This is a genomic window from Halomonas sp. E14 (assembly GCF_052568415.1).
On sequence record NZ_CP199423.1, the window covers coordinates 176,150 to 195,410 of the forward strand.

At 65.9% G+C, this 19,261-nt stretch carries 20 protein-coding genes; 10 read left to right on the forward strand and 10 right to left on the reverse strand.

Features of this window, described 5'->3' with window-relative positions; genetic code table 11:
* Window positions 1-33 precede the first annotated feature (33 nt).
* The 9 genes from ACT7B3_RS00825 to ACT7B3_RS00865 all read left to right on the forward strand — a co-directional run bounded on the left by ACT7B3_RS00825 (window position 34) and on the right by ACT7B3_RS00865 (window position 8,022).
* Window positions 34-708, forward strand: a complete 675-nt coding sequence (locus ACT7B3_RS00825; protein WP_445156544.1) for a LuxR C-terminal-related transcriptional regulator — start codon at window positions 34-36, stop codon at window positions 706-708.
* Window positions 709-863: 155 nt separating this feature from the next.
* Window positions 864-2,072 (forward strand): NnrS family protein, encoded by a 1,209-nt coding sequence (locus tag ACT7B3_RS00830; RefSeq protein WP_444678734.1) that lies wholly within the window; start codon window positions 864-866, stop codon window positions 2,070-2,072.
* Between the two features lie 13 nt (window positions 2,073-2,085).
* Window positions 2,086-2,478, forward strand: coding sequence for a SirB2 family protein (locus tag ACT7B3_RS00835; protein ID WP_445156545.1), 393 nt, complete (start codon window positions 2,086-2,088; stop codon window positions 2,476-2,478).
* Window positions 2,479-2,554: 76 nt separating this feature from the next.
* The gene (locus ACT7B3_RS00840) at window positions 2,555-2,872 is read left to right on the forward strand and encodes a carboxymuconolactone decarboxylase family protein (protein ID WP_445156546.1); all 318 of its coding nucleotides are present in this window, start codon (window positions 2,555-2,557) and stop codon (window positions 2,870-2,872) included.
* Window positions 2,873-3,077: 205 nt separating this feature from the next.
* The gene (locus tag ACT7B3_RS00845; protein ID WP_445156547.1) at window positions 3,078-3,524 is read left to right on the forward strand and encodes a c-type cytochrome; all 447 of its coding nucleotides are present in this window, start codon (window positions 3,078-3,080) and stop codon (window positions 3,522-3,524) included.
* Between the two features lie 30 nt (window positions 3,525-3,554).
* A complete protein-coding gene (locus tag ACT7B3_RS00850) occupies window positions 3,555-4,907 on the forward strand; it encodes a cbb3-type cytochrome c oxidase subunit I (RefSeq protein ID WP_445156548.1) in 1,353 nt (450 codons plus the stop codon).
* An 89-nt stretch (window positions 4,908-4,996) separates the two neighbouring features.
* Window positions 4,997-5,818 (forward strand): CbbQ/NirQ/NorQ/GpvN family protein, encoded by an 822-nt coding sequence (locus tag ACT7B3_RS00855; protein WP_444678730.1) that lies wholly within the window; start codon window positions 4,997-4,999, stop codon window positions 5,816-5,818.
* 53 nt (window positions 5,819-5,871) lie between these two features.
* Window positions 5,872-7,809 (forward strand): nitric oxide reductase activation protein NorD, encoded by a 1,938-nt coding sequence (locus ACT7B3_RS00860; RefSeq protein ID WP_444678729.1) that lies wholly within the window; start codon window positions 5,872-5,874, stop codon window positions 7,807-7,809.
* 9 nt (window positions 7,810-7,818) lie between these two features.
* Complete coding sequence (locus ACT7B3_RS00865; RefSeq protein WP_444678728.1) at window positions 7,819-8,022, forward strand: hypothetical protein; 204 nt, start codon at window positions 7,819-7,821, stop codon at window positions 8,020-8,022.
* 15 nt (window positions 8,023-8,037) lie between these two features.
* Here the strand turns inward: ACT7B3_RS00865 and ACT7B3_RS00870 are convergent, their stop codons facing one another.
* From ACT7B3_RS00870 to ACT7B3_RS00915, 10 genes are all read right to left on the reverse strand, one after another.
* Window positions 8,038-8,835, reverse strand: coding sequence for an alpha/beta fold hydrolase (locus tag ACT7B3_RS00870; RefSeq protein WP_445156549.1), 798 nt, complete (start codon window positions 8,833-8,835; stop codon window positions 8,038-8,040).
* Window positions 8,836-9,018: 183 nt separating this feature from the next.
* Window positions 9,019-9,330 (reverse strand): cytochrome C oxidase subunit IV family protein, encoded by a 312-nt coding sequence (locus ACT7B3_RS00875; RefSeq protein ID WP_445156550.1) that lies wholly within the window; start codon window positions 9,328-9,330, stop codon window positions 9,019-9,021.
* A gap of 4 nt (window positions 9,331-9,334) precedes the next feature.
* Window positions 9,335-9,913 carry a cytochrome c oxidase subunit 3 family protein gene (locus tag ACT7B3_RS00880; protein WP_444678725.1) on the reverse strand — a complete coding sequence of 193 codons (579 nt, stop codon included), beginning with the start codon at window positions 9,911-9,913 and terminating at the stop codon, window positions 9,335-9,337.
* Window positions 9,914-10,477 carry a hypothetical protein gene (locus tag ACT7B3_RS00885; RefSeq protein WP_445156551.1) on the reverse strand — a complete coding sequence of 188 codons (564 nt, stop codon included), beginning with the start codon at window positions 10,475-10,477 and terminating at the stop codon, window positions 9,914-9,916.
* Window positions 10,478-10,509: 32 nt separating this feature from the next.
* Window positions 10,510-10,959 carry a DUF4870 family protein gene (locus ACT7B3_RS00890; RefSeq protein ID WP_444678723.1) on the reverse strand — a complete coding sequence of 150 codons (450 nt, stop codon included), beginning with the start codon at window positions 10,957-10,959 and terminating at the stop codon, window positions 10,510-10,512.
* Between the two features lie 215 nt (window positions 10,960-11,174).
* A complete protein-coding gene (locus ACT7B3_RS00895; protein ID WP_445156552.1) occupies window positions 11,175-12,683 on the reverse strand; it encodes an MFS transporter in 1,509 nt (502 codons plus the stop codon).
* A gap of 54 nt (window positions 12,684-12,737) precedes the next feature.
* Window positions 12,738-13,196, reverse strand: coding sequence for a universal stress protein (locus tag ACT7B3_RS00900; protein ID WP_444678721.1), 459 nt, complete (start codon window positions 13,194-13,196; stop codon window positions 12,738-12,740).
* A 69-nt stretch (window positions 13,197-13,265) separates the two neighbouring features.
* A complete protein-coding gene (locus ACT7B3_RS00905) occupies window positions 13,266-14,900 on the reverse strand; it encodes an antiporter (protein WP_444678720.1) in 1,635 nt (544 codons plus the stop codon).
* Between the two features lie 292 nt (window positions 14,901-15,192).
* Window positions 15,193-15,858, reverse strand: a complete 666-nt coding sequence (narL, locus tag ACT7B3_RS00910) for a two-component system response regulator NarL (RefSeq protein WP_444678719.1) — start codon at window positions 15,856-15,858, stop codon at window positions 15,193-15,195.
* 6 nt (window positions 15,859-15,864) lie between these two features.
* The gene (locus ACT7B3_RS00915; protein ID WP_445156553.1) at window positions 15,865-17,757 is read right to left on the reverse strand and encodes a histidine kinase; all 1,893 of its coding nucleotides are present in this window, start codon (window positions 17,755-17,757) and stop codon (window positions 15,865-15,867) included.
* Between the two features lie 174 nt (window positions 17,758-17,931).
* Between ACT7B3_RS00915 and ACT7B3_RS00920 the strand changes: the two genes are divergently transcribed.
* Window positions 17,932-19,245, forward strand: coding sequence for an MFS transporter (locus ACT7B3_RS00920; RefSeq protein WP_445156554.1), 1,314 nt, complete (start codon window positions 17,932-17,934; stop codon window positions 19,243-19,245).
* Window positions 19,246-19,261 lie beyond the last annotated feature (16 nt).

The window sequence follows — 19,261 nt, forward strand, 5'->3', positions numbered from 1 at the left end:
GCGGTACTCTCACACCACGGACAGCATAGGGTCATGAACCAGTCAGCGGTCGAAAGGATTCTCGTCGTCACTCCCTCAGCCCCTGTGCAGCCGCTGGTTACCCAGCTGGCGCAGCGGGATGCCTGCCCGCTGCAACTGGTCGCGCCCGGGGCCCCGGTCGAGGCGGCCATCACACGCCGTGCGCTGGTGCTGCTCGATGCCGACCACATCGACCTGGCCAGCCTGCAGGCGTGGCACCAGCGGGTCACGGAGGAGCCGACGCTAACGCTGGCGGCCTTCCACCTGGGCAGCGAGGACCACGCCATCGAGCTGCTGGCCACGCTGCCGCTGCAGGGTGTCTTCTATCGTCACGACGCACCGGCGCTGGTCGACAAGGGCATCGAGGTGCTGCTCGGCGGCGAGCTGTGGATGTCGCGCACCCTGATGACGCGACTCATTGCACTCTACCGGCGGCAACACCTGGGCGGACAGCGGGCGATCAACGGGCTGTCGCGCCGCGAGCTCGAGATCATCGGTCAGCTCGGCGTGGGGGCGTCTAACCCCGAGATTGCTAGGCAGCTGGTCATCAGCGAGCACACCGTCAAGACGCACCTCTACAACATTTATCGCAAGCTCAAGGTACGCACGCGGGACCAGGCCAGGGCGTGGGCGCACTACCATCTGCCCGCTGGGATACCTCGCCAGTCCACGACGTCGGACGAGGCCTGACGCCGTGTTGCCTTTTTTCGCCCTTGCCCCGGCTCGCATGCCCCTGGCTGTCGTTTCCCGGGGTTAACTGCTCGACTTGTTGATGCCTGTCATGGCGGCGCACGAGCGTGGCGCGGACAATGGCTAAATCCTAGCGTTCAAGTCGGGTAACCCGCATGAAATCCACGACCTCCCCTTTCGCCCAAGGCCTGACGCAGCTGCCCGTGATGCGTCTGGCGTTTCGGCCATTCTTCCTGCTCGCCGCGCTGTTCAGCGTGCTGGCCATGGTGGTGTGGTTCGCCTTCTGGCACGGCGACATCCTGCTGCGCCCCCACGGCGGGCTGATGTGGTGGCACCAGCACGAGATGATCTTTGGTTTCGGCGCCGCGGTGGTGGTGGGCTTCCTACTGACCGCGGTGCAGAACTGGACGGGGCAGCGCAGCCTGCATGGCGCCTCGCTGTTCGGGCTGGTGCTGCTGTGGCTGGCCGCACGCGTACTGCTGGCGTATCCGGTGGGTCTGCCGGCGTGGCTGCTGATCAGCCTCGACGTGGCGTTCCTGCCGCTGGCGGCGCTGGCCATGGGCCGGCTGGTGGTCGCTGCCCGGCTGTGGCGCAACCTGATGTTCGTGCCGGTGCTGCTGCTGCTGGCCGGCGCCAACCTGGCCATGCACCTGGGCGTGATCCAGGGCAAGCTGGCCCTGATCCGTGAAGGCAGCTACCTGGGCGTGCTGCTGATCGCCATGTTGATGGTGCTGCTGGGCGGGCGGGTGATTCCTTTCTTCACCTCGCGTCGGCTGGGGCGTCCGCAGCTGGCCGCCTGGCCGCGCCTCGAGCGGCTCGTGCTGGCGTCGATGGTGGCGGTGGTCCTGCTACAGCTGCTGGTGCTGCTGGGGCTGGTGGTGCCCAAGGCCGTGCTGGCCGTCGTCATGCTGGTGGCAGCGGCAAGCAACACCGTACGGCTGCTGCGCTGGGAAGGGCACCTGACCTGGCGCGAGCCGCTGCTGTGGGGCCTGCACCTGAGCTACGCTTTCGTGGCGCTGGGCCTGGCGATGTGGGCCATGGCGCTGCTGGGCGCCTTCCGCGTCGAGCTGGCCGTGCATGCCCTGGCCATTGGCGGCATCGCCGCGATGATGCTGGCCATGATGGCGCGCGTGGCACTCGGTCATACCGGTCGCGAGATCCGCACTCTGCCGGGCATCGGCGTGGGCCTGGGGCTGATGTTCACCGGGGCGCTGCTGCGTTCGCCGGTGCTGGCGCTGTTCCCCCAGATCACGCACTGGACTTACAACCTGAGTATCCTGTTCTGGTGTATTGCCTACCTGATCTTCCTGTTCCACTACACCCTGCCGCTGCTGACCGCCAGGGTGGATGGCAAGGACGGCTGACCGGAGCCCGCTGATGCTAGAGCACTACTTCCTGATTAAGCACCTGCACATGACCACGGCGCTGCTGAGCCTCGCCTTCTTTATGGTGCGCGCCTGGTGGTCGGTGCGTGAGGCACCGATCCTGCAGCGGCGGTGGGTGAAGGTGGTGCCCCACGTCAACGACACCCTGCTGCTGCTGCTGGGTGTCACGCTGATGGTGATGCTGTCGATGTGGCCGCACCATCACCCCTGGCTGGCCGCCAAGCTGCTGGCGCTGCTGGCTTACATCCTGCTTGGCACGCTGGCGATCAAGCGTGGGCGCAGCCCCGCGGCGCGGGGGGTGGCCGGCCTCGCGGCGGTGGTGGCGTTCGGCTACATGCTGGGAACGGCGGTGACCAAGGATCCGCTGTTCCTGTTGCCCGGCTAGCGTGGTTTTGCTCACCGTGCCGCGCTTCTATACTGTCAGCCTGAAGCCGCGACATTCACGAGCAAGAGGAAACACGATGGCCAATCACAATCTGCCTTCCGGCGCCGGCAAGGTAGCCGATGCGCATCCTGAGGTGTGGCAAGCCTTCGCCGCGCTGGGCAAGGCCTGCGCCGAAGCCGGCCCGCTGGACGCCCGTACGCGGCGCCTGGTCAAGCTGGCACTGGCGGTGGGCGGCGGCTCCGAGGGAGCCGTGCATTCGCATATGCGCCGTGCCGTCGAAGAGGGCATCGAGCCAGAAGCGCTCAAGCAGGTGGCCCTGCTGGCGATTCCTACCCTGGGCCTGCCGGCCGGGGTGGCGGCGCTGACCTGGATCGAGGACATCACCGACGCCTGAGTCGAGCGGGCCCGCCAGGGCCCGTCATGCCCCCCGGCGATGCCCCCGCCGCGCTTCTTTTCCTCCCCTTTGACGAAGGTCAATGTCCGTTCCCGGGTCTGGCGGTAATCTAAAGAAGTATCACAAATGCTTGTTATAAGGGGTGGGGCTGGTCGACTTCGGTCGCAGGTCCCGAAAGTGCCACACAGCAAGGGGGGACAGGCCCATGACCGAAGGCCTCACCAAGGCGGCGGCCCGAAATATTTTCTACGGCGGCTCGCTATTCTTTTTCCTCGTGTTTGCCGCATTGACGGCACACAGTCACTTCTACATCGTCAACACCTCGACGCAGCCCCTGACGGATACCGTCCGCCTGGGCAAGCATGTCTGGGAAGAGCACAACTGCATCAACTGCCACACCATTCTCGGTGAAGGTTCCTACTTTGCGCCTGAAATCGGCAATGTCTGGACCCGCTTCGGGGGTCGCACCAACCCGGAAGGGGCCCGCATGGCCCTGGAAGCGTGGATGAATGCCCAGCCCACCGGGGCGCCTGGCCGCCGCCAGATGCCGGCTCACGACATCAACGACGAAGAGATGCAGGCGCTGATCGATTTCCTGGAGTGGACCGATTCCATCAACACCCAGGGCTGGCCGCCGCATCCGGCCGGCTGATCCTCTTCCAGGTACCAAGGAGTCGAACCGATGAAATACGAAACGCAGAAGGTGGCCTTGCCTTTCTTCATGCTGGCCATGGCCCTATTCGCTCTACAGATCGTCTTCGGACTGGCCGCGGCGGCAGCCTACGTGTGGCCGCACTTCATGTCCGAGGCGATGCCGTTCAACATCACCCGTACCAGTCATACCAACCTGTTGATCGTGTGGCTGCTGATCGGCTTCATGGGTAGTACCTACTACCTGATGCCGGAAGAAGCCGAAAACGAGATCTACAGCCCCAAGCTGGCCTACTTCCAGCTGTTGCTGTTCGCCATCGCCGGCGCCGGCGCGCTGATCAGCTACCAGTTCGGCATCCACGAGGGGCGTCACTACCTCGAGCAGCCGCTGTGGTCGAAGCTGTTGATCACCATCTCGTTCCTGATGTTCTTGTTCAACACCAGCATGACCATGCTCAAGGGCCGCAAGACCGCCATCAACATGGTGCTGATGCTGGGCCTGTGGCTGGCCGCGGTGTTCTGGCTGTTCGCCTTCTACAACCCCGACAACCTGGCGCTGGACAAGCTGTGGTGGTGGTGGATCGTGCACATCTGGGTCGAAGGCGTGTGGGAGCTGATCATGGCCTCGCTGCTCGGCTACCTGCTGATCAAGATGACCGGCGTCGACCGTGAGATCATCGAAAAGTGGCTCTACGTCATCGTCGGTCTGGCGCTGTTCTCCGGCCTGCTGGGTACCGGCCACCACTACTACTGGATCGGCACCCCCGGCTACTGGCAGCCGATCGGCAGCATCTTCTCCACCCTGGAGGTGATCCCGTTCTTCGCCATGGTGGTGTTCGCCTTCTACATGTTCTGGAAGGGCAGCCGTAACCATCCGAACAAGGCCGCCATGCTGTGGACCCTGGGCTGTGCCGCGGTCGCCTTCTTCGGCGCCGGCGTGTGGGGCTTCATGCACACCCTGTCGTGGATCAACTACTACACCCACGGCACCCAGATCACCGCGGCCCACGGCCACCTGGCCTTCTACGGTGCCTATGTGATGCTGGTGATGGGCATCATCACCTACGCTATGCCGCAGATCCGTCGCGTGCAGCCGTACAACCAGGTGCTCAACATGTGGGCGTTCTGGATCATGACCTCGGCCATGTGGTTCATGACCTTCACCCTGACCTTCGCAGGCGTCGTCCAGACCCACCTGCAGCGGGTGCTCGGCATGAACTTCATGCAGGTGCAGGCGCAGCTCGACCTGTTCTACGTGATGCGCTTCGGCACCGGCATCTTCGTCGCCATCGCCGCCGCCATGTTCATCTACTCGGTGTTCGCACCGGCACGTGAGCAGGCGTCTGCCAGCGTCAAGCAGCCGTCCATCGTCGCCGCCGAGTGAGCCTGAGACGGGGCGCCATGCGCCCCGTTCGGGAAGGCTGACCCGCACCGCAATGTCGGCCTTCCCACCACCTTCCCTTGGAGTGTCCCATGTCTCATACCGCTACCGTCACCAATGCCGCTTCCGCCTTCGCGCGGGACCTGCCTTACTATGAACCGGTTGGCAACGAGTGCGCGCTGTTCGAACAGGCGTACCAGCAGCGCCTGCCGCTGCTGCTCAAGGGACCGACCGGGTGCGGCAAGACTCGCTTCGTCACCCACATGGCGGCCAAGCTGGGCCGTCCGCTGTTCACCGTGTCGTGCCATGACGACCTCACCGCCGCCGACCTCACCGGACGCTACCTGCTGCAGGGCGGCGAGACCCGCTGGGTGGACGGCCCGCTGACCCGCGCCGTGCGCGAGGGCGGCATCTGCTACCTCGACGAGGTGGTGGAAGCGCGCAAGGACGTCACCGTGGTGATGCACCCGCTGACCGATGACCGCCGCCTGCTGCCGCTGGAGCGTACCGGCGAGCTGCTCGAGGCACCGAAGGATTTCATGCTGGTGGTCTCCTACAACCCCGGCTACCAGCACATTCTCAAGTCGCTCAAGCCGAGCACCCGCCAGCGCTTCGTGGCGATGTCGTTCGACTTCCCGCCGCCCAAGGTGGAGTGCGAGATCGTCGCCCGCGAGAGCGGCCTTGCCCACGAGCGCTGCGCCGCGCTGGTCAACTTGGCCGGGCGCCTGCGCGAACTCAAGGGACAGGACCTGGAAGAGGGTGTCTCCACCCGTCTGCTGGTCTACTGTGCCACCCTGATCAATGCCGGTATGCCGATCCTCGAAGCCGCTCGCGCCACCCTGGTCGAGCCGCTGTCGGACGATCTGGACGTGCAGGAAGGCCTGCTCGAATCGATTCGCGCCACCTTCGGCTGAGCATCTGACGTTTATTGGCCGCGCTCGACAGCGCGTCTTCGGGAGGAAAGGCCATGCAGTTTCTCGAGCTCGAAGAGTTCGTCGGTCGCCACTGGCACCGCTGGGCCTCCAGCGCGGCCAGCTACAAGCGCTATCCGGATGCGGCCGTCTCCATGGAGCAGATGCGTCACGTGCTCGGCGTGTTCTTTCGCGCCAGCGGCGGTGAGGCAGGCGTGGAAGTGGCATCCATCGTCGCACGCAGCTCGAACCACCGCCTGTCGCTGCGCCAGAAGCTCGGCTTCGACGACGAAGCCATCGACCAGGCACGGCGCGACGAGGAGAACCTGCTGCTGCCGCCGCGCATCGATCTGTTTCCCGATCCGGAGTTGAACCGCGACCTCTACTTCTGGCTGGTGGCCTACCTGGCGGTGGCGCGCAAGCCCGAGCCCCAGCGCGACCCCTTGCGCGACGACCTGGCCCGCCTGCGTGAAGCCGTGCGTGCCCGCGATGCCGCCTTGGCACGCTTTCCCGGCCTGGCTGAGCGCTACCGTCGGCTGTGTCTGGGGCTGCTGGTGGTGCGCCCTGCACGCAAGCGCCTGCCGCCCATGGAGCTGGCGCTGGAGCAGACCCTGCGCGTGCTGCTCGGCGAGGAGCTCGAGCTGGAAGGCTGGGCGGCGTCGATGCATCGCGCCATCGTGGAGCCTGAGCTTCCGCTCGATGTGATCGCCGCGCCGCGCGGCTATCGCCCGCCGCTGCCGGTGCCGCTATGGGGCCAGGTAGTGGCGCTAGGTACCGGGGCGGGCCGCGACGAAAGCCAGGAGGACCCGCAGGAGGGTGAGACCAACAGCGCCCAGACCGTCGGCGATGGCAAGCGCAAGGCCGAACGCAAGCGCCAGGACCAGACCGAGCGCGACGACCCGCTGGTGGCCAACCGCTTCGAGAAGATGCTCTCCTGGACCGAGATGGTGAACCTCAATCGGCTGGTCGAGGACAACGAGGACGAGGAAGCCAAGCGCGCCGCCGAGCAGATGGAGGAGATCATCCTCAGCCCGCACAAGCAGCGTGCGGCGACACGCATCAAGGTCGACCTCGACCTGCCGCCCGACGAGGCGCTGGGCGAGCGCCTGCGCGGCAAGCACACCTATCCCGAGTGGAACTACCGCAAGCAGATCTACCTGCCCGACCACTGCCAGGTGCACACTGAGCTGGCCAGCGAGGAAGGCGAGTCATGGCAGCCCGACGCGGCCACCCACCGGCGCATTCGCCGGGTGCGTCGCGAGTTCGAGGCACTGCGCCCGCGTCGCGAGACCCTGCGCGGTCAGTACGACGGCAGCGAGCTCGACATGGACGCGGTGATCCGCTCGCGCTGTGACCTGGCCGCCACCGGCGAGTCCAGCGACCGCCTCTACCAGGCTACCCGCCAGCAGGCGCGCGACCTGGCCGTCTCGATCCTGATCGACGTCTCGCTCTCCACCGATGCCTGGCTCGAGGATCGTCGCGTGCTCGACGTGGCCAAGGAGGCGCTGCTGGTGCTGGGCCATGGCCTGGCCGGCTGCGGCGACGATTACAGCATTCACTGCTTCACCTCGCATCGGCGGCACAAGGTTTGGGTCAACACGCTCAAGACCTTCGACGAGACCATGAACGATCGGGTGGCGCGGCGTATCTCGGCGCTCAAGCCCGGCCATTACACCCGCATGGGTCCAGCGATCCGCCACGTCACCAAGGAGCTCTCCGAGCGGCCCAACCGGCATCGGCTGCTGCTGCTGCTCACCGACGGCAAGCCCAACGATACCGACTACTACGAGGGCCGCTATGGCATCGAGGACACCCGCCGGGCGGTGCTCGAGGCGCGTCAGCATGAGGTGCGGGTATTCGGCGTGACCATCGACAGCGAGGCGCACCAGTACGTGTCGCACCTGTTCGGCCGCGGCAGCTACGCCATCGTCAACCGGCCCGAGCACCTGTCGCTCGCGCTGCCCGGTATCTACCGCCAGATCATTGGCAGCTGAGGAGGCCACATGACGTCACGCCGCCCCGCCATCGCCCTGTGTCTCGGCCTGCTGGCCGCCCTCCTGGTCATCACCCCGCTGGCCTGGGTGATCAACACCCAGGACTGGGGCATCCTGATGATGTTCGTCGCCCCGTTCGCCGTCTACGGCCTGATCCGCCTGGCCCGGCGGCTGGCCGAGTGGGCCGGCGTGGGGCCGCCGCCAACCTACTAGCGGTGGCGCCGTCGTTCAGTCGGCCAGCTCGGCCAGAAACGGCACCACCGCATCGAGCACGGCCTCGGGCCGTTCGCGATGCGGCACGTGCCCGCAGCCGGGCAGCAGTCGCATGAGCGCGGGGCCCGCCGTTAGGGTGGCGTAGCGCTCCGGCTGCCGGGGCGAGCCGAACTCGTCCTCATCGCCGTGCAGGGCCAGCAGCGGGCAGCGCACGCGTGCCAGGCTCGCATTCAGGTTCCAGTCGCGAAAGCCTTCGTCGAGCCAGGTATCTACCCAGGCGCTGAGGACCCATGCCGCCTTGTCACCATGGTATCTCTGCAGCCGTTCGAGCTGTCCCGCCTCGGAGAAGGCCTGCTTCGCCGCGCCTACCCCCTCCAACGTACGCGCCTCGACGAAGGCCTGGGCCGACTCGGTGACCACCGCCAGGCACCGCTCCGGGTGGGCCGCCGCACAGCCGGCGGCCATGGCCCCGCCCACGCTGTGGCCGAAGACGATGACGCGCGGCAGCGCCAGCTGCTCGCATAGCGCGGCAAAGGCGCCCTGCGCTTCGGCTTCGATGAAGTGGTGGTCGAGCCGGCCGGGGTAGGGGTCGGACTGTCCGAATCCTTGTCGATCGTAGGCGATGACCTCGCGCCGGGTGGCCTGCGCCAGCTGCTTGGGGAAGTCGCGCCACAGCGCGACGCAGCCCAGCGAGTCATGCAGCAGTACGATGGGGGCTCGGGAATCGGCAGCCTCGGCGGGCCGCCAGTGCTTGGCGAACAGTCGCCCTTGCGCGAACGGCACCCAGGCCTGCGATGTACGGACTGACGGCATGTGATTCTGTTCCCAGACGGGCCGCCGCGCACGATGCCTGGACTAGGCGTGCAATGCTTGCCGGCGCGGCGCTCAGGATCGGTGGCGACGGGCGCCACCGCGTGAAGGGGCAACGCTAGCAGCCTATCGATGAGTCGGCCAATTCTCCTTTGGGCGAGCCAGCCCGACTGCCACCGGCTTCGTTCAGCTCAGCCTGGCGATGAGATAGCCGGCGGCGACCAGCAGCAGCGTGGCGAGAATCAGGCCGATGAAGGCGCCGCGCCAGGCCGATGAAGCCTCGTCGAGCCCCAGGTAGACCATCAGCACCCGGTGCGCCTTGAACAGGGTGGTGGCCAGCAGCAGCCCCGCCGACCACAGCGGCAGCGCTGCCTGGCGGGCATCGCCGCCGAGCTGGGCGGAGAGCATGGCGAGCAGCGTCAGCCCCATCAGCACCGCCCAGGTGATCAGCAGGCGGCGCGTGGCAGCATCTTGCAGAGCGTGGGTCAGGGCGCGCATGGGCTCACCTCAGCAGGTAGATGATCGGGTAGAGCAGGATCCAGATCAGATCGACCATGTGCCAGAAGGCCGCGGCGGTCTCGACGTTGGCATGAGAGATGCGCCAGGCCACCAGGGCGATCAGGCCCAGGCCGAACAGCACGTGGGCGAAGTGAAACCCGGTCAGCAGGTAGTAGAAGGTGAAGAAGGTGTTGGTCTCGGGCATGAGTCCCTGGCCGAGCTTGTCGGCGTACTCCACCAACTTGACCACGCAGAACACCACGCCCAGGGCGAACGCCGCCGCCAGCCACTGGCGACAGCGGCGTACCTGACCGGCCTTGATGGCCTGAACGGCCAAGGCGGCAAACAGCCCGCTGGTCAGCAGCACCATGGTATTGATGCCGCCGGCCACCGGGTCGAGCAGCTGCTGTGAAGCGTCGAAGAGCTCGCGTTCGCCTGCGCGCAGCCAGGCGAACAGGCCGAAGAAGGCGGCGAACACCACGATCTCGCTGAGGATCAGCACCCACATCAGCGGGTTGCCAGGCAGGGCCGACAGCGGCCCCCAGCCGGGGTTGGGCAGCGTTGCCGATGGCCGATCCGTCATTCAGGCCTCCGCGGCGACAGGGGTTCTGTCGAACTCGGCGCGAACGTCCGGCGTGGTCAGCTTCCAGATGGCCCAGGCGAACAGTACCACCGAGACCGTGGCGAACAGGATCAACACGGCCAGCGCGCCGATCAGGCCGGCCACCGGATCCTCGAGGCCGGCCATGGAGTCGGCGGCCTCGGCCATGAAGCCGAAGGTCAAAGGCGTCAGGGCGGCACCACCCAGCACACCGACGAAGCCGGCCGCCATCAGCGTGACGAAGGCGCGCCTGGCCCAGCGGCGTCGCTGCAGCAGGGCCACGGAGAGAGCCAGGGTAATGGCGGCGCCCAGCAGCAGCAGGCTGGCCAGGGTGCGGCTGCTTTCGATCAGCCAGGCCACGCCGCCGGTGAGCCCGCCGCTGCCGGTTTCCACCCCAAGCGAGGCGACCAGCGCCTCGCCGGGCAGCAGGGGCAGGGTCACTAGTGACATGATCAGCCCGGAGAAACCGATGAAGACCCAGGCGAGGCCGGTAACGGCAGCCGAGCGAGCCGGCACAGCCGGAGTGAGTGAAATCGCGGTGGTCATGGGGGCTCCTTTCTGACGTTTTCCAGCGACGATCAATCGTCCAGCGAGACCTTGGCGCCGCCGAACAGCAGGCTATGCGGGTCATCGATGGCGCGGTCGTTCAGCAGGCGGTTGATGCCGACGCCGCTGCGGCCGATGGTCCAGATTAGGCAGGCGGTGAAGAAGCCATAGCCCAGCACCCAGGAGGCCCAGGAAGGCGCGCCGATCAGCCCGAGCAGATACCAGGCGGCCAGCACGGCGGCGCCGGCCAGCGCCCCCAGCCAGAAGGTGCGGATCTGAAACAGCAGGTGGCTGGCGGCCAGCGGCGCCGCGCTGCTGCGGCGCAGATGCGCCAGCAGCACGCCAATCGGGGCAGTGATCACGGCCATGATGCTGCCCAAGTAAAGCACGTAGACAACCGCGGCCAGGACCTTGCCGCGGCGGTCCAGCGCTTCCAGCGGCGGGCAGTCGGGCTCTTGCTGCGAGTATGCGGTGGAGGACATCGTCACCTCCCAGTGAGGGGCATGGTTAAACAGGTATCTGAGATACCACTATAGTCTTCGGGGGGCGCTATCGTCCTTGCCATGGATCAAACTCTCTTGCCTTGCCAAGGGCGCTCGTCTCAGGGGCAGGCGGGGTGCGCGGTACCAAGCGAAGGGCCTTGCAGAAACCCAAAAAAGCAGCAGTCGCCTAGGCGACTGCTGCCGGTGTGCCGCGATCAACCCTGCTGCGGTTTGACCTGGGCCTTGGCCAGCTCCTGCTCTTCGATCATGCGGTCCACCGAGGAGACGTAGTACTCCTCGTCGAACGCGCCTTCCGGCTCCTTCAGCCAGATCAGGCAGATCAGCCAGCTGACGAAGGCGCCGCCGGCAATGATGTAGAAGAACTGAGTGGGAGTGACGAAGGTGAAGATGGTCAGGTAGACCACCGCGCCGACGTTGCCGTAGGCGCCGGCCATGCCCGAGATCTGGCCGGTGATGCGGCGCTTGATCGAGGGAATGATGCCGAAGGTGGCGCCCTCAGCCCCCTGCACGAAGAAGGAGGTGAAGATGGTGATGGCGATGGCGATGATCAGCGGCCAGTTGGAGTTGAGCAGCCCCATCAGCACGAAGCCGATGCCGATGCCGAACATGTAGCTGAGCATCACGAAGCGGCGGTTGCCCATGCGGTCGGAGACCAGGCCGCCCATGGGGCGCGCCACCAGGTTAACGAAGGCGAACGAGGCGGCGATCATGCCGGCGGCGGCGGCGGTCAGCCCCCAGGTCTCCTCGAAGAACATCGGCAGCATGGACACCACCGCCAGCTCGGCGCCGAAGTTGGCGAAGTAGGTGCTGTTGAGCGCGGCCACGCTGCTGAAGGAGTACTTGTCGTCCTCCGGCACGCCTTTCTTGAGGATCGGAACGTTGACCCGCAGGATCTGTACGATCTGGTAGATCACCACGGCGGCAATGATCGCATAGCAGATCAGTGCGCCGGTGGAGGAGAGGTAGCCCATGCCCTCGATGCGCCATACCAGGATGGCCAGACAGCCCACCAGCGGAATGGTCCACAGGATCAGCATGATCATGTCACGCCAGGAGCTTACTTCCATGGCCAGCGCCTTGCGTGACTTGCGGTGGGCGCGGGCGTCGGGGCCATCGGTGATGGCGAACCAGTAGTACACGCCGTAGGCGGCCATCACGATGGCGCTGATGCCGATGGCGTAGCGCCAGCCGTCGTCGCCGCCGAACATGGTCAGGGCGATGGTGGGCAGGGTCATGGCGGCCACGGCCGAGCCGAAGTTGCCCCAGCCGGCGTAGAAGCCCTCGGCGAAACCGATATCCTTGGGCTTGAACCACAGCGCGGTCATGTGGATGCCGACCACGAAGCTGGCGCCGATGGAGCTGAGTATTAGGCGCGAGATCAGCAGCTGCGACATGGTGTTGCCGAAGGCGAACACCAGTGCCGGTATGGCCATGGAGACCATCAGCACCGAGAACACCCGGCGCGGGCCGAAGCGGTCGAGCGCCATGCCGACGATGATGCGCGCCGGGATGGTCAGCGCCACGTTGACGATGGCAAACAGGCGGATGTCGTCGCGGGTCAGCCAGTCGACGCTCTTGAGCATGCTCGATGCCAAGGGCGCCATGTTGAACCAGACGTAGAAGGTGATGAAGAATGCGATCCAGGTCAGGTGCAGCGCCCTGATTTCCGGACTGCGGAACTGGAAGATGGCGGACACTTTCATGGTTGTATCATCCTGAAGTGAAAGCGAAATTGGCCACGTATGACGGGATCGCCGTCAGGGGCTCGGCAGGATCAGCAGCGGACACTCGACGCGCCGGGCCAGGAATGAGCTGACCTTGCCGAAGGTCATGTAGTCGAGCTCGTCGACGAAGTAGCTCAGCGACTGGGCGATGATGCCGCCGTCGGGCTTGCTGCTGTGGCGCGCGATGACCAGCATGTCCGGCGCGTGCTTCTGGGTGGCCTGCAGCAGCATCTTGCGGGCGTCGCCCTCGGCCAGGATCCAGTCCACGTCGAAGCCTTCCTGATGAGCGAAATCGGCACCCTCCTTGAGGGCCGCCTTCATCTCTTCGTAGCCCTGCTGAAACAGCGCCTCGTTGGCGTCGGTGGCGTCGCCGGGATTCTCGGCAACACCGACCAGGATCAGCATGGGGGCGTTGCAGCGAAACAGGCTGACGGTCTGTGCCAGGGCCAGCTTGGCGTTGCGTGAGCCGTCATAGGCGATCATGACTTTCATGACATCCCTCCGCAGGAGGCAAGGTAAGGGGGTGTGCTCCGGAGCGGCTCCGGAGCACGGTCGACGGCATCAGGGATTTTTGACGTAGGCGTTGGCGCGCAGGTAGAACCACCAGTTGATTACCAGACACACCGCGTAGAAGATCGCGAAGCCGTACATGGCGAGCTCGGGAGTGCCGGCACGGATCTGGCCACCCATCACCACCGGGGCGATGAAGGCGCCGTAGGCGGCCACGGCGGAGGTCCAGCCCAGCACCGGGCCCTTCTGCTGGGCGTCGAAGATCACGCCGATGCTGCGGAAGGTGGAGCCGTTACCGATGCCGCTGGCGGCGAACAGAATCACGAACAGCAGCATGAACAGGGCGAAGTAGCTGTTGGGATCGGTGGAGTTGTAGGCCAGCATCATCACATAGCCGGTCACCGCCGAGGCCACCACCATGATTACCGAGATCACCTGGGTGACGATGGAGCCGCCCACCTTGTCGGAGATCCAGCCGCCGAAGGGGCGGATCAGCGCGCCGACGAAAGGCCCGATCCAGGCCCAGGTCAGGGCGCTGGGGCCGTTGGGATTGACCACGCGAGTCACGCTGCCGTCGGCGGCCACTTCCATCATGTTGCCGAAGATGACGTTGATCGACAGCGGCAGGGCGGCGGAGAAGCCGATGAACGAGCCGAAGGTCAGGATGTACAGCACGGTCATCGACCAGGTGTGCTTGTTCGAGAAGATCGCGAACTGCTTCTGGATGTTGGGCTTGATGTCACCGGGAATCAGGCGCATCAGCACCAGGGTCAGCAGGATGGTGATCGGCAGGGCGACCCACATGCCCAGCCACTGCAGGGTGACGATACCGACGATGGTGGCCACGATGCCCACGCCGTAGAGGCCGAGGATCTTGCCGAAGGCCTGCATCGGCGTGCCCGGGTTGGGCGTGATGGGGCGCAGGTTGTTCATGCCGAACCAGCCGAGGAAGGCCAACGGCACCAGGAACAGCAGCCAGATGAAGCCGGCGTTCTGAATCCAGGTCTCGGTACCGGCTTCGATACGGCCGATCAGCGTGCCGCTGGAGCTCTGCAGTACCATGGGGCCGCCGGCCAGTGCGCCGAAGATGCCGATGGTCATCACCAGCGGAATCAGGATTTGCATGGAGGTGACGCCGAAGTTACCCAGGCCGGCGTTCATGCCCAACGCATAGCCCTGCTGCTTCTTGGGGAAGAAGGTCGAGATGTTGCTCATCGAGGCGGCGAAGTTGCCGCCGCCGATGCCGGAGAGCAGCGCCAGGGCCTGGAACACCCAGAACGGCGTGTCGGGGTTCATCAGCGCGACCCCGGTGCCGAAGGCAGGGATCATCAGCAGCGAGGTGGTCAGGAACACGGTGTTGCGCCCGCCGGCAATGCGGATCATGAACGAGGCGGGAATGCGCAGGGTGGCACCGGCCAGGCCGGCGATCGCGGTCAGCATGAACAGCTGGTCGACGGCGAAGGGGAAGCCCAGGTTCTGCATCTGGGTGGTGATCATGCCCCACATCATCCATACCGCGAAGCCCATCAGCAGGCTGGGGATGGAGATCCACAGGTTGCGCGAGGCGATCTTCTTGCCCTCGCTCTCCCAGAACTGTTCGTTTTCAATGTCCCAGTGTTCGATATCGGCGTTTCTGCCTTTCTTGCCGGTATCGAAGTTGCCGAGATCGGCACTCGATTTAGCCATGACGTTTCCCCTCGTGGTTCCGCTGATCCCGAGTTGCGGCGGCCGGCCTGACCGGGATCAATTCAGGTTGGTTGAGGCAAAGATACGCCGCGTAAAGAAGCGGCGAAACCGCCCTAAATGGCAGAAAAAACAGCGGAATACCTCTTGAGGGGTAGCGGGGGTAGGCGCGTAACTTATTGTTATCTATCGTCTCGTTCGGGGCGTAAGAAAAGAAAAAGGCGCCCTGCCGGCGCCTGAAAGTCTTTGGAGGTATCCACACAGAGCCGGCCTTGCCAGGCCGGCCCTTTCCCGGCTAGCGGTCGATGCCTTCCTGCACGGCCCACACCGCGGCTTCCACCCGTGAACGCAGGTTGAGCTTCTTCAACAGGTGCTTGACGTGCACCTTCACCGTGCCTTCGGTGATATCGAGCTTGCGGGCGATCAGCTTGTTGGAGAGCCCGGCAGCCAGCTCGCGCAGGATCTCGCGTTCGCGCTGGGTGAGGCTGTGGATGTCCGGCGAGGCCGGCGCCGTGCGCTGGTTGCGCAGCGCCTCGGCGAGTAGGGCAGTGAGGCTCTCGCTCACCACCATGCGGCCCAGTGCCGCCTGGCGCAGCTGGCGCACCATCTCTTCGGGCTCCATGTCCTTGAGCAGGTAGCCGTCGGCGCCGCCGCGCAGGGCGGCCACCAGATCCTCCTCGTGATCCGATACGGTAAACATCACAATGCGCCCGGCGAAGCCCGACTCGCGCAGGGCTTTCAGGGTCTGGATGCCGTCCATGCCCGGCATGTTGAGGTCGAGCAGGATCATGTCCGGGTCGAGCTCGGCGGCCAGGTGGACGCCCTGCTGCGGCTCGCCGGTGTCGCCGATCAGCTCGAGGTCGTCCTCCAGCTCCAGCAGCTGGGACACGCCGCGGCGCAGCAGCGGGTGGTCGTCGATGATCAGGATACTGGCGGGGGTCTCGTTGGCTGACTGGCCCATGGTTTCTCAGTTTCCTTGCTCGTGTAGGGGAGTGGCCACGGCATGCTGCCGTGCGATCAGGCGTGCGGTCTGGGGGGTGAAGATCACTTCCACGCAGGTGCCCCCCTGCGCACGGTTGGTCAGGCGCAGCTCGCCGCCCAGGGTGTGGGCACGGTCGCGCATGATGATCAACCCATAGTGCATGGGCGGTGAGTCGTCGTGTGCCAGGCCGATGCCGTCGTCTTCGATGCGCAGCACGATGCGGGCGTTGAGGAAGGCGACCGTTACGGCGGCCCAGTGCGCCTCGGCGTGCTTATGGATGTTGCTCAGCGACTCGCGGGCGATCTGCAGCACGTGAATCTCTTCGTTGGGGTTGAGCAGGTGGGGCGGCACATCGTAGCGCAGCTCCACCGGGGCGCCCATGCGCTCGGAGAACTCGGCCGTGGTCTGCTGCAGCGCCGACTGCAGTCCGGGCCCCTCGAGCTTGAGACGGAAGGTGGTGAGCAGCTCGCGCAGCTGGCGGTAGGCGCTGTTGAGTCCGGTGCGCAGTTCGTCGAACACTGCCGCCTGCATCTCCTTGGGGGCATCCTTGGCCTGCATGCGTTCGAGCCTGGCTACCTGCATCTTTAGGTAGGAGAGCGACTGCGCCAGCGAGTCGTGCAGTTCGCGGGCGATGATGGTGCGCTCGTTCATCAGCGAGACCTGCTGCTCCTCCTCGATACGCCGCTGCAGGTACACGGCGGTGGCCAGCTGGTCGGCCAGGGCATTGAGCAGCCGGCGCACGCTGTCGGAGAGCGGTTGCTCCTTGGGGTACCACACTTCCAGGGTGCCGAGGAGCACTTCGCCGACGCTGACCGGCAGCAGCAGGCATTCGCCGCCCTCGGTCTCGCGTAGGTGAATGGGACGGTTGTCGATCAGGCAGGCGTGGCAGTCGTGGTCGCGGCAGTAGTCGGGGCGCCGCGCCGCATGGGTGGCGAGAATCGGAATCTGGCGATCGCCATGGGGGTCGTTGAGCGACAGCCGGATGGGGCCGATCTCGAGCAGTTTTTCGACCTGGCGCAGCATCGGCGCGGCGCTGGCGCACAGGTCGTTGCCGCCGCCGTAGAGCGAGCGGCTTTCGTCGTGCAGCACCTGCATCACCTGGCTGTTGCGCTCCAGTTCCTGGGTCTTGCGCTTCACCCGCGCCTCGAGCTCGGCATAGCTGGCGCCCAGCTCCTCGGCCATGGTGTCGAAGGTGCGGCCGAGCATGGCCAGCTCGTCGCTGCCGTCGAGCCGGGTGCGGTGGGTGAAGTTGCGCCTGGCGGCCTCGCGCGCCAGCACCATCAGATGGCGCAGCGGTGCCACCAGGTTGTGGCGGATGTCGTACAGGGCGATGGCCACGATCACGGCGGTCAGGCCGAGGAATAGGATCTGCAGCGCGCTGAGCAGGCGGATCTTGGCCTCGGTGTTCTGCTCGAGCTGATTGACCATCCTGTCGATGTCGTTGACCAGGCCATCCAGGGCGCGATTGAGCTGGTCGACCCGCACGTACTGGCTGGTCAGGGTCTGGGCCACCTCGGGGGCGAGCTCGTTGTGCCAGCGCATCAGTACCAAGCGGTACTGCTTGCGCAGCTCATGCGCTTCGGAAATGGGAATGGCAGCGATCAGCTCGGGTTTCTCCAGGCGTTCCTCGAAGCGCTGCATGAGCACGCGAATCTCGGCCTGCTGTTCCCACGAGGGGGTGCGCTCGTAGCGCTGCAGGGCAGCCACGATCTGGTAGGTGTTCATGCGCAGCGAGCCGGCCACGTTGAGCGCTGCGGCGTCGCCGCGGCTGCCGCCGGCCACCGCCATGGTCACCACGATGCTGATCAGGGCCATGGCGCTGATCGCCAGCAGTGAAGCGACGATGCGAGCCACCAGGGAGCGTTGCAGCAGTTTCATCGCAGCGTGTCGTCTCCGGTCGAGGGGAAGGGCCACTATACCTCAGAGGGTAGCCGCTGTACGCCGTCGGATAGGCGCTTTGCGTTACCCCAAAGGGGTACCTCCCATGCCCTTTTGACGCTATAGGCGAGGGGGAACGAGAATCTCTTCGACCCTCTCAAGAGACCACCGTTCATGACGTCTGTCGGAAAGGGCGCCACGGCGGACCTGCAGGGTGACTATCGTGCGCTGGTGGTGGTGCTATTGTCGCCGCTGGCCTTCGCCCTGGTCTTCGCCAGCTGGACCATCTTCGCCGTGCTCGGTATCGAGCTGAAACGGCTGCTGCACTTCGGCGAGGTGCAGTTCGCCTTACTGCTGGCCGTGCCTATGCTGACCGGCGGCCTGGCGGCGCTGCCCATGGCGGCGCTGGCGCGGCGCGTGGGCGGGCGGCGGGTGATGATCGGCTGCCTGCTGCTGATCTGCCCCTTCCTGTGGGGCATTGCCTATTCCCAGAGCTACTGGAACTTCCTGCTGGCCGGCACGGGCCTGGGCCTGGGGGCGGGTTCGTTGGCCGCCGGGCTGATCTACGTCGCCTCGCTGTGCCCGCGCCGCCATGCGGGGCTCGCCCTGGGCCTCTACGGCGCCGGCATGCTGGGGGCCGGACTCACCTACTTCATGCTGCCGCTGATCAGCCAGGCCTACGGCTGGCCCATGGCGCCCAAGCTCTACCTGCTGCCGGTGCTGCTGGTAGCGCTGCTGCTGTGGGTATTTGCCGAGGATGCGCCGCGCGCCGTGCGCCTTGCGCCGCAGGACGAGCTTGACGAGGACGAGGCAGCTGAAGGCGCTGTTCGGGCGGTGGCACGGCGGCTGCCGCCAGCCGCGGTGTGGCGGCTGGCGCTCTACTACAGTTTCTTCTTCGGCGCCTTCGTGGCGCTGGCGCTGTGGCTGCCGGGCTATCTGGCGGCCCAGTACCAGCTTCCGCTCAAGGTGGCGGCGCTGTGGGCGCTGGCCTTCACCCTGCCCGGCGGGATCGGGCAGATTGTCGGCGGCTGGCTGGCCGATCGGCGCGATTTCCGCGACCTGCGCTGGTGGGTCAGCGCCTGCGTGATGGTGTGTCTATTCCTGCTCTCCTACCCCGACTTCACCATGCAGATCCATGGCGTGCATGGCGATATTGCGCTGCGCTTCTCCATGCCGCTGGTCGGCTTCGCCCTGCTGCTGGCGATCATGGGGCTGGCCATGGGGATCGGCAAGGGTAGCCTGATGTGCCTGCTGCACCGCGAGTACGGCGACGACATGGTGCGCTCGGGCGGCCTGGCGCTGGCCCTGGGCGGACTGTTCGCCGCGCTGCTGCCGATGATGTTCGTGCTCGGCAACGAGTGGATCGGCGTGCGCACCGCCGGCTTCATGTTCCTCTACGCGGCGCTGGCCGTGTGCATGCTGGTGATGCTGTGGGATCCCGGTTCGCATGCGCCCGCCCGCCTGCCGCCTCCTGCCCGGGGGAGCTAACCCCCTTCGGCGGCCC